14 protein-coding genes are annotated in these 11935 nt (G+C 40.4%); 6 read left to right on the plus strand and 8 right to left on the minus strand.

Features of this window, described 5'->3' with window-relative positions:
* Positions 1-23 precede the first annotated feature (23 nt).
* Together AC3B6P_RS10020 and AC3B6P_RS10025 are read right to left on the minus strand one after the other, a co-directional pair.
* The gene (locus tag AC3B6P_RS10020; RefSeq protein WP_489806003.1) at positions 24-740 is read right to left on the minus strand and encodes a transglycosylase SLT domain-containing protein; all 717 of its coding nucleotides are present in this window, start codon (positions 738-740) and stop codon (positions 24-26) included.
* Positions 741-745: 5 nt separating this feature from the next.
* On the minus strand, positions 746-1216 hold the full coding sequence (locus AC3B6P_RS10025) for an SH3 domain-containing protein (protein ID WP_489806004.1): 471 nt from the start codon (positions 1214-1216) through the stop codon (positions 746-748).
* Between the two features lie 123 nt (positions 1217-1339).
* Here AC3B6P_RS10025 and AC3B6P_RS10030 point away from each other — a divergent pair, with 123 nt between their 5' ends.
* Entirely contained in the window at positions 1340-2260 is a 921-nt protein-coding gene (locus AC3B6P_RS10030; protein WP_489806005.1) for a DsbC family protein, read from the plus strand.
* On the plus strand, positions 2257-2715 hold the full coding sequence (locus tag AC3B6P_RS10035; protein ID WP_489806006.1) for a hypothetical protein: 459 nt from the start codon (positions 2257-2259) through the stop codon (positions 2713-2715). The genes AC3B6P_RS10030 and AC3B6P_RS10035 overlap by 4 nt, the downstream gene beginning before the upstream one ends.
* Positions 2716-2724: 9 nt before the next feature.
* Here the strand turns inward: AC3B6P_RS10035 and AC3B6P_RS10040 are convergent, their stop codons facing one another.
* From AC3B6P_RS10040 to AC3B6P_RS10065, 6 genes are read right to left on the minus strand one after another with little or no spacing between them, the layout of a single operon-like run.
* Positions 2725-3024, minus strand: coding sequence for a hypothetical protein (locus AC3B6P_RS10040; RefSeq protein ID WP_489806007.1), 300 nt, complete (start codon positions 3022-3024; stop codon positions 2725-2727).
* Positions 3021-3377: a hypothetical protein gene (locus AC3B6P_RS10045; RefSeq protein WP_489806008.1), complete on the minus strand. Its 357-nt coding sequence runs from the start codon at positions 3375-3377 to the stop codon at positions 3021-3023. The genes AC3B6P_RS10040 and AC3B6P_RS10045 overlap by 4 nt, the downstream gene beginning before the upstream one ends.
* Before the next feature lie 12 nt (positions 3378-3389).
* Positions 3390-5630 (minus strand): DotA/TraY family protein, encoded by a 2241-nt coding sequence (locus AC3B6P_RS10050; protein ID WP_489806009.1) that lies wholly within the window; start codon positions 5628-5630, stop codon positions 3390-3392.
* Positions 5631-5660: 30 nt separating this feature from the next.
* A complete protein-coding gene (locus tag AC3B6P_RS10055; RefSeq protein ID WP_489806010.1) occupies positions 5661-7064 on the minus strand; it encodes a hypothetical protein in 1404 nt (467 codons plus the stop codon).
* Between the two features lie 12 nt (positions 7065-7076).
* Complete coding sequence (locus AC3B6P_RS10060; RefSeq protein WP_489806011.1) at positions 7077-8210, minus strand: hypothetical protein; 1134 nt, start codon at positions 8208-8210, stop codon at positions 7077-7079.
* On the minus strand, positions 8210-8758 hold the full coding sequence (locus AC3B6P_RS10065) for a hypothetical protein (RefSeq protein ID WP_489806012.1): 549 nt from the start codon (positions 8756-8758) through the stop codon (positions 8210-8212). The genes AC3B6P_RS10060 and AC3B6P_RS10065 overlap by 1 nt, the downstream gene beginning before the upstream one ends.
* Positions 8759-9296: 538 nt before the next feature.
* Here AC3B6P_RS10065 and AC3B6P_RS10070 point away from each other — a divergent pair.
* The 4 genes from AC3B6P_RS10070 to AC3B6P_RS10085 form a co-directional block, all read left to right on the plus strand.
* A complete protein-coding gene (locus tag AC3B6P_RS10070) occupies positions 9297-10031 on the plus strand; it encodes a hypothetical protein (RefSeq protein ID WP_489806013.1) in 735 nt (244 codons plus the stop codon).
* Positions 10031-10654, plus strand: a complete 624-nt coding sequence (locus tag AC3B6P_RS10075) for a DotI/IcmL/TraM family protein (RefSeq protein WP_489806014.1) — start codon at positions 10031-10033, stop codon at positions 10652-10654. Before AC3B6P_RS10070 ends, AC3B6P_RS10075 begins: the two co-directional genes overlap by 1 nt.
* Complete coding sequence (locus AC3B6P_RS10080; RefSeq protein WP_489806015.1) at positions 10632-11591, plus strand: DotH/IcmK family type IV secretion protein; 960 nt, start codon at positions 10632-10634, stop codon at positions 11589-11591. The genes AC3B6P_RS10075 and AC3B6P_RS10080 overlap by 23 nt, the downstream gene beginning before the upstream one ends.
* 14 nt (positions 11592-11605) lie before the next feature.
* On the plus strand, positions 11606-11935 hold a 330-nt coding region (locus tag AC3B6P_RS10085), incomplete at its 3' end, for a hypothetical protein (RefSeq protein WP_489806016.1).

Raw genomic sequence — 11935 nt, forward strand, 5'->3', positions numbered from 1 at the left:
TACGGCCATATTTAGCAATACTACTATGTAGATTTAACGGATTCATTAGCGCCACTACCCATTCTATGAGAAACAGTATTCATATACTGACCAACCGTCCAACCTGACATATTGTTTGCAGCTAATGCTTTTGATGAAACATAAGTACTTAAAGGTGCATCTGGATTGGTTTCTTTTGCAATATTCGATCCTGCACTCGGACCAAACATATAGGCAGCATAAGTTTGGGCACCCGTTGCCGGTGCTCCAATAGCGTTACTTACCGTATTTGAATAATCATTAATGATCGCACTTGCTACCTTAGCTTGTGCAGATGGATCGTTCCTATCTGCTTGGGTCAGACCCAATTGAGACGCATACTGATTCCAAGTGCCATCCGTCACCTGCCAAACACCTTGAGCACTGGAATTGGAATTTCCAACATTACGAAAACCGCTTTCGATTTGCCCAAAAGCGGCTAACGTATCTGGATTAATTCCCGCTGCTTTTGCTGCCGCGACGGCATCCTGCCCATAAGCCTGTGAGAGCATTTTAGAATAAGCATCTGTAGATCCCCAAGCTCCATTATACGGAGCATCATTATGAGGACCATTTCCTGAAGAGTTGTTGTTTGCCGATGACATGATAAATTTAGGGCTACCAAGCTCACTTATCAAAGGCACGATCTGAGGAGGGGTTTGTGCATGAACCTCATTATAGATCAAGGCAATGGCCACAAGTGGGATCAAAGAAAAACGCATGGTATTTATTGTAGCGGGTGGGTAAATAGAACAATGCCTTTTTCGTTTTCGCCCACAACGACACATTTATTTGTCCCACCAGGGACTAACGGCCGGAAGGCGACAAGTGTCCTGTTGGGCATCCATCCATATTGCTTTCCGGCATAGAGAATTTTGCGAAAGCCATTTTTCACATCGTTTGTTGCCGCGACTTGTGATGTAACTTTGCCAATCTGACGAGAGGTAATATCAGGCTGCTCATAAACTGTTACAAAATCAGACACTGGACTCATACAAGTCAGGTCTGCCTGTAAAGAAATAATTTTCTTTTGCAAGGGGGTGGCAGGAAGTGGTTTGCCCCAATTGCGAGCACCGAGATCGTTCTGTCTTGTTTGAGACAGTTTTTCCAATTGTTCAGGCGAAAGCCCTGCTGCATGTGCCAAGCACGGCAAGGCTGACACCCCTATGAAAAGAGCTAATATTTTTTTCGATCGCATATCTCATCTCCATTTAATCACGTTTCCAGGGAAGTTTACCATGCCCGTTTGTGAGTGGATCAATCAGAAATCTGACTCACAAACAGAGCTGATAAAAAAGAAGACGGAAAAGGAATAATGTTTATGAGATATTTTGCTTACGGGCTATTATTAACCCTACCAGGGATCGCTTTTGCCAACCCGGCATGTTCAGTTCCTCTATCGCCTGGTAATACAGCGTCAAAAGAAACCAATCTTCCAAGCACGCCGTCTCTTCCTATTATAAATGAACAGGAGATCCATAGTTCTGCGGCCTTAACGCGTTTGGCGAGCCAGGGAGCAACATTATACCGACTGGAAACAACACACGGAATGAGAGGCGTCTTTGCGCGTAATGGCAATAGGTTCAGAATATTCTATCTCACAAATGACGATCAAGCCGTCATAGGAGGGGTCATGTGGGACGCGTCTGGTCATAACATAACCCGTGACCAGGTTTCTGACATTCCTGGTGTGATCCCGACCATTAGGTGGAACACGAATACCCCTCACGCAGAAAAACCTCTTGGGAAAGAACTGACACTTCCATCTGAAACATCCAACCCAAATCTGGCAGATTTACTTAATGCGACAAGTTACGGCTTGGAAGGGAAGGATAGCGCTAGACGCGTTTATATGATTATTGACCCTTTATGTCCTTTCTCGACCCGTGCGCTTAATACACTAGATAAATACATTGAGAGCGGAAAATTACAGTTGGCCGTTGTTCCAATCTCCATCAATGATTACGAAAATAATAAGGCCAGTACGCCTGCTGCCTTGGAGTTGCTTTCAACACCACAACTGAAAATGATTGAGCAATGGCGCAAAATCATCAAACTCGGCCGTGCAGAAAACCCAGGGAAAACCTCCATGACGGCCGCTGCGTCATTAGAGCTTAATATGGCTGCGGCACACCATGCCGGTTTAACCGGGACACCAACATTTATTTGGAAAGACCATAATGGCGTCAGCCAAACATCAGTGGGACTACCTGATAATATAGAGGTATTTTTTCAGCAATGAGTGAGACAGGAAACAAGCCCTCCACCCTCAGAAGAATTGGGAAGGGAACTCTTAATGTGTTGACTTTCCCGATTATTTCTCCATTTCTGCTTCCGTATAAAATGGCCCGTTTTTTCATTGAAACAACGATAGCTCATTTTCAAACAATTCCCACTAACACGCTTAGCCTTGAGCAATTTGAGACATCCCAGGCACGTAAGTTACGTCAAATGAGCAAGATTAATGGCCGGGTGGTAGCCTGTTGTCTTGGGGGTGTTGACATATGGTTATGTTACCTGATTTTCTTCCAGCAGCAGAACCCATTTGCATATAATCAGATTTTACTGATTGCCATAAGTGTTGGTTTATTTCCCTGCTTGGTCAGACTATCCTTCACGAACTGGCAGTTACGAACAAAAAAGATCGGAAGTTTATCTGAGTTTTTTGAAAACCCACTCAACCTTTGGCCGAGATAAGAGGGACTATCAGAAAGTCCCTGCTTTTTTGTATTTATTTTCTATTGACCAGCTTGCATGTTCATAATCTGGCCGTTCGGCATTATCAGCGGGGTCGTTAGGGTTAACAATAGTACCTTCACGGTTAGCGACTTCTGGCCGCCAGATTGCCGGCACTGAACCATAAGCAGGATAAGGATCGGCGGAAGGATGTTTTACATGGGGAGGAGGGGGAACGTTAAAAGAGTCAAAAGACTTAACATTCCCTGATGCACAGGCACTTAAAGAGAAGGCAGATAATATCAAAAGAGAGGCTGAAATAAATCTCACTGTTGCTGCAAACCTTTAAGGCGATCACGCTCAGCACTTATGTTTTTCGCGTCTTGGAGCAATTGGTTATAATCCCCCACAAGAGCATTATATTGCTTCAAAAGAGCACGATATTTCTCTGCGATAGCATTATGTTTATTTATAAGATTATTATACTCATCGACAGAATTTTTGTGTTCCTGCCGACGTAATCTCTCGGATTCATCAAGCTGTTGCGTTAAAAGCTGAACCTGATCATAGAGCCTGGACACCAGAGCATTATTCTGGTTGCTTTGGGCAAGTAGGTTTGCCATTCTTCCCGTATTTGTTACGACTTGACCAAGTTTCCGATAGTCCAAGAGATCCAGGCTCATTCTACTCGTCCTCTACGTTTTAGGTGCATCCGATGGCGGTAACATTGCTCTTACCGCGGGATCTATTTGTTCACCTGATGCTGCTCCACCGACGCTACTTGCAATATCTTCTGCAAATTTAGATGTTTTCTGAGCGGGAACAGCAATTCCTTTTCCTGTTATATCATTTGCAAACGCATCACTATTTACCCTACCAATTGAACCCATCCCTGCTAAGTCAGGAATATGGTGCGGTAGCGTTGCTACCAGTCTAAAGCAAAGCACAGCCATTGTCATCTCTAAAACGACAAACATCGCTAATAAAACACCACTTCCAATCCAGTTATCAGTAAGATAACCATGATCGAAAACAAATCCCGTTGCCACGGTAAAGCTTTTCATTATTAACCATGACATTAGCGAAAAAACGGGATAGCTCAACATGAGGCCAGCCACCATAAATATCGGCCTGAACATGACTGAAAAGATAATCTGGTAGCCACGGATTGCCTTACCGTGAAATCCGTCTCCGGCAAAAGTGAGGTGAGCCAGGCCCCATAATGGCATCCCAATGACAGCTTCCACGACAATCAGAAACCACCCAGCAACACCGGCCATCCAGAACGCATAAGGCACCATAGGTAAAATAAACGCCAGCATGACACCAGGAAGGATCAGCATACTCGCCGCAGCAAAGATCGGGGTCAGAATGGCTTTGATAACGTCACTCATCCCCATAGCCGCAGCAGACGCCATAGCACCAGGCAAATCACCAACCGCCAAATTGGCAAGTGTCGATGCCCCGGCCGCTGTTTTAGATGATAATAAAGCAGCGCCTCCAATAATCGCCATACCAATGTGAATCAGTATATGGCCAAGTTTAATCAAACTAGCGAGAGGATCGTTCCAATTATTCCCTGATGTTGGAGAAAGCATTGTATTAATCAAAAGTGTTAAAACACCATTCGTCAAACCAATACGAGAAAGGATTATATCAATCACTGAATCTGGAGTGCTGATAACCTCACTTTTTTTATGATATAGGCGCCATTTCCCATTAGGTGCTGAAGGAGAATCTCCATCATGAATTTTTTCCTCTTCATCAGCCTGATATTGTTCTATAGCGTCAATATAGGGTGCCAAATCCTTGGTCAGATAAATACCTAACCCTTGCCAGTTTGGTGATGTTATAGAGGGTAGGATAGAAGTTGCTGAAAGAACATCTGCATTAAGTCGTGCGATTTCTAAATAATAAGCGCCTAAACCAGTCCAACCAAGATTTTTAAAAGCAACAAACCCTTTATCTCCCTGGGCATTTGGTCCATCTGAATATTTATCTCTTAATTTACTCACAAAGCTACTAGCAGCAGACGTCAGTGCCGTACTGTAATTAGTGTTTTGGGATATTAATATATCATCCATAGCCCTTAATGATGTAGCATCTTTCGTCGTCCAGAAGTTTTTTGCGATAGCTTCCATACGGGGTCTAACGGTTGAAATCAGGTTTGCAAGAGCCTCTTTCTGCTGTGCTGCTATATCAGACAGATCAATTGATTCTGTTGCTTTTTGAGGAAAATTGATCTCAATAGCTCCGCAAGTTGAAGTGCCTGACATTAAACTGGCTGCAAAACTATAATTAACTCTGACGCTTTGATTCAGCCCTGAAGAAATTTTTGGTTCAGCCATAAGAGACGAATTATTAGAAGCTTGGTTTATCAATGCCCTGCATAATTCACTCTCCATTATCCCCATCACAACCTGTCTGGTCCCAGGAATAATAGGCTCGGCAATAGGCAGTGCTTTAGGGCCAACGTCATTGGCTACCTGCTCATTTAGCCCCTTAGCCATACCAACTGCCATTTTGGCCATTTTGATGGTCAAACGTTGACCAACGGAAAAACCATTCTGACCTGGCATTGGTACAAGAATAACTGCCGCTAAAATCAAACGATATACAAAAGTAGGAGAAAAGCTAGGAGAAATGACTTTCCCACTCTCGGCGACCTTATGAATCTGAACAAATGTACTATAGGCAAGCCATCCGCACGCTATAAGCAATATGTAACTGCCAATCGTCGCGAACATATTTCCTATAACAGTTTCTCCACTTGGTGGAAAAATAGTGTCAAGTGCGCGCGCTGACCAATCATCACCAGGAGATAAAGATTCCCATGTAACTGAATCAAGCCTCCCTTTTCCTACATCCTCTGCAAAGGCATAACCAGGCATAAGGGAAACCAGCAATAAAAAAAGTCGGCCGACCATATTTAACATAAAATACTCTTTTAAGATCAGCTTGGTAGCTCACATACTTGGAGCTGGTGTTTCATCGCGTTTATGCTCAGCTTGTCGCTCATGAGAGAAAAACTCTCTGAATTTATCCGCAATTTTTTGAAGTGCTTCACTAACTCCTTTTAGAAAATTTTCACCTGCTTCCCTCCCTGGGATAGATTCTAAAGAGAGTGCAAGCCTGCCTACCGATTTCTCAACGTCTATTATTTCAGGATGATCAGACATACCTCTTTGGCGTGCATCATCCATAACAAAACCAGCCATTACTGAAAGAGCTTTTGACGATTTCTCAAGTTTGGCCCAAGCTTCTTCAAATGGCTCAGTTCTTGATAACGTTTTATCGAATATCATCCTTAACCTCTCAAAATCTCCGCCTTTTTTCATTCCTTCTATAACCTTCGTTGCATCAAGACCGGATACTTGGACATTTTTTTCAAAAAGTTTGAAAAAAGTATGACCACGGATTTTTAAATTATTTAAATCTTCTCTAACTATCTTGATTTTTTCATTAAGAGCTTGAACATTTTTATGGATATGTTTTCGATCATTTTCTTGACGAATTGTAGAAGTATTTTCCTCAAATTTTTTCTTCGCAGAATCAATAAATCTTCCCATAGCTGCACCAAAAGAACCTTGCTTAAGAATGAGTGCATCCTGTCTAGGCTGCATCTTCTCAATTTTAGAAGGATTGAATGGCTTATCTAGTCGTGATGAATATCCTGTATCCATAGCTTCTTTACTGTACGAAGCATCCTTTTGACGTAGATTATTCTCACTGGATTGGCTGTCAATTATAGTGCGGAATTCATTGGATATTGCTGATGGTTGATTTGATATAGTTTTCTCTCTAACAGCAGTAATACTGTTAGTTATCTTTTCTACCAATTGTTGTATGGCAAGGCTTGTTTGTTCTTCAATAGATTTACTTGCAATCTCCATAACATTTTTACGAATATCGAGGATAATATTCTGATCATAAATATCAGGAGTTTTTTTGAGTAAGTTCTTTAAATCCTCATTGACTAGCCCAGGATATTTCCCATTTCCATAATCAGCATTAAGCTGATTCCACGTTTTTGGAGAAACTGGTGGTTTCTTATAAGTCCCGCTAAATTTCTCCCAGTCTTCCAGTAACCAAACAAGCTCCGTTTTTGTTTTCTCATCATTCACCATAGACGGATCTTGTTTGATTCTTTCCTGTAATTCTTGAAGCTTTTCCTCCAAGCCACGTTTATTTTGCGGGACGCTTTCTTGCTCCTTAGCTAGAGAATTTAAGATCAGCTCAACGTCACTTAATTCCTTCTTCTCAGAAATGAATGTAGGTGTAATTGGCTCAGGAACTTCTTCATTAATGCCAACGTGCTGCGCATCTTTTTTTACTGATTGTTCATAAGCACTTAATGCAGGATCTTCCATGGTATTATCTCATTAATTCAAGGTTGATGAAGGAGTGGGCATTGGAGACACCGGGCGAAGGCGACTTCTCGCCTCAATGGAAAGAATATCTGCTTCCATTAAAGCTCTTTGCTGATTAAGCTTAAAATTCTGCCACTCGATCCAATTACGTTGTATCTCAATATTCGCAATCTGTATTAAGACAGCCTTTGAACTCGACATTGCTTGAAGATCAGCTTGCCAGTCTGGGCCACTATATTTTCTATTAATTTCAAGCTCAGTCGCCTCATATTGACTTCCCATCTCTGTATTGGGCAAGTTTTCTCTTTGTGCCTCAGCTTTTTGGGCAGGACTTAAAGAGACCGTTGCAGCACGCCATCCCAGAATCTCATCGGCAACATGGTGCGATAGGGACATCGCCGCATTATAGGAACGCCGTCCAGGTAATGCTGATTGGCCTTCAGGTGTTCTAAGCTGATCTCCACGCAAGGCCCCTTCTGGAACAGGCTCAATCAAGGTTGTTTCATAATCATTTGCTTTATCAATAGCTTTTTGATTAGCATAAACAGGTGCGTCAAGAAGGCTTGATGCTGACTGGTCTGCCCCCTGATCCTCTGTAGAAGACAAATTACATAAACCAGCATCCCCTTCTGCATCAGAACAATAAAGACTGAAATGTCGGTTATTATTAGCTTGAGCAGCCTGTCCCGTCCCATTCCATGCGGGAGTGTTTTTTCGTGCTTGGTTACGATTATTTTTCCCTGAATCTAATGCAACAGAGACCTGTGAGCTATTATGCGCAGCCACAACAGCCGCCTGTCCTCCTTCTAGATTTAGACAGTCCTGACGATTAACAGAATGATTATCACGTATATTCGCATTTCGGAGGTCACGGGCAAGCCGAGCCTGCACCATGTTATTTGCATCAGATATTTGCTCTTGTGCCCCTATCTGGGCTTTCATGTAATTACTGAGCTGAGTAAATCCATCTCCTAATGTGTCATTAAGTAGATGACCCATTCCATTAACAACACTATTCATGGCTGTTTGTAATAAAGTGATAGCCGTAACAATAGGTGCAATACTAATGAACGCATATGCAGGTCTTGGAACAGATAAAATCCCGATAAAGAAACTAATGATACATAAAATAATCATTTTTCTCATTAGCGTGACCTCGACACATGTGTACCTGTATTGTTACCAACAAGTTTATATCCTGTAGGCAATTGGGTTGTACCCATCACATCCCAGGAATTATTACCTGACGTATTTGTGCCTGCCGAAATTAATGTATCACCACTGCCCCCTAATTGGAGAGTTGGACAAAACGTACCCTGACCCAAACCAAGATTAAAATTAGTGTCGATGCCCTGGACCGTTAAACCGCACTGGGCTTTCCCTTTTAAACTGTCCCATACAGATGTGAGTTGTGAACATATTTTGCCCATGGCATTCTGAGCTACGGAAGCAGGATTAAGACCATTTGTAATTACATTCAGTCCCATCCCGTTAAAAAAATTACCCAAACATGTGAATTTTGTAACTGACTGTGGCTGTTGGATAGTGGCGTCATCAGCTTTCATATCAGCCGCCATACCGGCTGCCGCTGCCTGGACCAAAGCGTCACAACCTGAACTGGCGGCCTGTAATGGTGTCGTGAATAAAACGCTCGGACAAACAACAATCAAGAAAAATATTTTAAATGGTTTCATTATCACCCTCTTTCAGGAGAAGGGGGGAAGGCATCCTTCAAAATTGAACGAATATAATCAAGAGACATCCATTGATTTGAATCTGAATCATTTGACATTTCGATCTCCAGATCTGTGATTAATTTCAATGTAATTTATCAAATAAATCTTTGAGTGGTGAGTAACAAAAATTTTCTTATTTTTGGTAAGATAATTTTTTTTAAGATATCTGTTATGCAGAAAATGAATACGTCAGAATTTATAGAAATATGTCTAAAAACAATATGTTTTTGATATTTTCATTATAGAGAAAGTTACTAAATAATTACATTTTTGACAAAAAATAGTTTTTTATTCATTTTTTTCAATGGATAGATCAACAAAATTTTCATGATAGATATTCTTAAAAAACATAATACAGAAATAATGGCTAAATACCCTGATAATTATATATTTTTCGGATCTAAAAAAAATTAGATGATATATTTATGATATTTATTTTTCATAAAAAACATGCAAATACCCAGTTGTCGAACATATAAATTAGGACAGAGTTGACGTGATTAATATTTCCTCACAAATAAATTCTACGCCTTTATCGAATCTCGTCTCTATCCTTCCGTCGGATAAAGCTGGGTATTTTTATAAATCTGTTCCTTCAGAAACCTCTTTCTTGTTTACCCTGCCCAATAAGAGCATTTCAAAAAAAACTGTTAACGGAAAAATAGCCAGAAGACGCTGGAATGAAAGTGAATTAAATCACCTGCGTTTATTTTATGGTACTAACGTTTCCGTAAAAAGCATTGCGAAAGACCTTAAACGGACTGAAGCCGCGACCCGAGCTAAAGCTTATTTTCTCAAACTGTCACGTCCATTTAGGGGGCTACTAGCGAAAAATATAGCAGAGCAATGTAAACACCTGAAGCATCGCAAAGACGGGAGCATAATGTGGGATAATCGGGCCGTTGCATATTTAGGAGCATTATGGGAGCGCCTATATAGCCCAAATCTTATAGCTAAAATCCTCAAAACGACCAGTAGCGCTATAAGCGAAGCAGCAAGACGTTCTGGCTTACCATCTCGTGTGGGACTAACTTTTTTATCAAAAGTACCAAATCAAGATCCATTATCTGCACCTATAAATCAAGTTATTAAAGAACAGATGATTGAACGTTACTGCGTACTTACACATAGATTATTTTTTCTAAAATCAGTTAACAGGAAAAAACAATTTTATAGTTATCAGGCAAACCAAATTATTGCACGCAACTCTGTTGAATCAGCATATTTATAATGCAATATAAATTAGCCCGTGCAGGCGTAGATCCTTTATATCTACAAAAAATCGGACAAATAGCACTTATTCTGGCATTGGGATTATTAATAGTTAATATTATTATATCTGTAGCATTGATAATATCCATTACGAGTAAACCTCATGTAAAATATATTTATCATGACTCTTTCGGAGATCCAAGAGAATTGCTTGTAACAGATAAGCCGTATTTTTCAGATGCAGATGTTATTAACTGGACGGTACATAAAGTAACAAATCTTTATTCAATGGATTATGTTAATTATGCAAAACATTTAAATGAAGCAAGTATAGACTTCACAAATACTGCATGGAACACCTGGGCTACATCTTGGAAAGGACCAGGTAATATTGAATATATCAAAGAAAAGCACCTCATTATCACTGCTACATCCAAAGCGGCAAGCGTTGCAGGTAAAGGAGTGTACGAAGGTGTTTATACGTGGTCAATAAAATTTCCTCTTTATCTTAAATGGGAAAATGCAGGTGGAGAAGTGACGAATCTTTTAAATGTGACTGTTAAAGTCATCCAAACAAACGATCCTCTACACATCAATGGATTAGCTATAGCTGAATTATATGCTCCACAAGAAAAAGAATAACAGTTTGTTACTGTTTATCTGGAAGAATGCGATATTTTTATCAGTATTTATTTTATTTAATACTGCATTTGCTCAGACAACAAACAATAATGATGATCCAAGAGATCCTATATATCGCGACGATTTACCACCACCACCGGATGTACAGAAACGTTTATTCCAAAAATATGATAGCGGACAAAGATTGATTGATGGCGTCGATGATCCATATCGTCCAGCAGGCATCCCTGAATCCCGATCAGTAAAAGTTTCATTTGCACCTGGAGGGGTGGTAAATATTGTAGAACTCGTCTCAGGATATCCAACATCAATCACATTTTTAGATAATACGGGTCAACCCTGGCCCATAGGATGGGATGTTTCTCCTAGCAAATCAAGTGATTGCAGCACGAATAAAGGTGCCAATACATCATCTGTTCGAATGGCAAATACTGGCATATCAGCCTGCGTACCAGAACCAGGTTCAAATATACTTATTCTAACGCCATTATCCCGTTATCCTAGCGGCGGTGTTTCCATCCATTTAAAGGGTGCACCAAAACCTATCTTTTTACTGTTTGATTCTCAAACCGGACATTTTGATGCTGATTTAACAGTTAAAGTAGGTGCCAGGGGACCTAATGCTCAAGAGCAAGCCATTTTTGAAGATGATTCCCCAACAACAGGAAGCGCTTTCTTAACTGCCATGTTAGATGGCACGCCTCCTGAAGAAGCGCAACCACTTATAGCTGTCGGCATCCCGCCTGATCGCATAAGAGCATGGAAGTTCAATCATCAATATTATTTACGAACTGACTATACGTTAATATCACCGGCACCGACAGCACACTCATCAGAATATGGAATTACTGTTTATGAAATCCCGGAAACGTCTAAGGTTCTTCTTTCCTTAAATGACAAAATAATAAGCGTATCAATTTCAGAAAATGAAGAATAAAAAAGGATTGTTTTATGGATAATAATGAAGAAGAATCATTAAAAAACGACATAAAAGATAACTTTTATACCGGATTAAAAAATTCCAAGAAAATATTCCCATACGTTATTATATTGATTATAGTTTTTGCTGTATTAATTTATTTATTTAATATGCGATTAACGCATACTCCACGTTCTATGACATTAACACCTCCTAAAATTTCTGCTCCAGCAGGAGGGGAAAACAATAACGAAAGAATTGAATCTATTGATGACGAGAACGCAAAAAAAGAGAGTACTATTGCCTTAAAGAAAGGAGAATCTTACACCGCGTCACTCATTAATAAAAAAATGAATGAAGCT

Source organism: Aristophania sp. ESL1142 (assembly GCF_058107345.1).

Bases quoted from the DNA above. Each gene is read 5' to 3' on its own strand.
- AC3B6P_RS10020 (WP_489806003.1), bottom strand. From the start codon at position 740: ATGCGTTTTTCTTTGATCCCACTTGTGGCCATTGCCTTGATCTATAAT.
- AC3B6P_RS10025 (WP_489806004.1), bottom strand. From the start codon at position 1,216: ATGCGATCGAAAAAAATATTAGCTCTTTTCATAGGGGTGTCAGCCTTG.
- AC3B6P_RS10030 (WP_489806005.1), top strand. From the start codon at position 1,340: ATGAGATATTTTGCTTACGGGCTATTATTAACCCTACCAGGGATCGCT.
- AC3B6P_RS10035 (WP_489806006.1), top strand. From the start codon at position 2,257: ATGAGTGAGACAGGAAACAAGCCCTCCACCCTCAGAAGAATTGGGAAG.
- AC3B6P_RS10045 (WP_489806008.1), bottom strand. From the start codon at position 3,377: ATGAGCCTGGATCTCTTGGACTATCGGAAACTTGGTCAAGTCGTAACA.
- AC3B6P_RS10050 (WP_489806009.1), bottom strand. From the start codon at position 5,630: ATGTTAAATATGGTCGGCCGACTTTTTTTATTGCTGGTTTCCCTTATG.
- AC3B6P_RS10055 (WP_489806010.1), bottom strand. From the start codon at position 7,064: ATGGAAGATCCTGCATTAAGTGCTTATGAACAATCAGTAAAAAAAGAT.
- AC3B6P_RS10060 (WP_489806011.1), bottom strand. From the start codon at position 8,210: ATGAGAAAAATGATTATTTTATGTATCATTAGTTTCTTTATCGGGATT.
- AC3B6P_RS10065 (WP_489806012.1), bottom strand. From the start codon at position 8,758: ATGAAACCATTTAAAATATTTTTCTTGATTGTTGTTTGTCCGAGCGTT.
- AC3B6P_RS10075 (WP_489806014.1), top strand. From the start codon at position 10,031: ATGCAATATAAATTAGCCCGTGCAGGCGTAGATCCTTTATATCTACAA.
- AC3B6P_RS10080 (WP_489806015.1), top strand. From the start codon at position 10,632: ATGCTCCACAAGAAAAAGAATAACAGTTTGTTACTGTTTATCTGGAAG.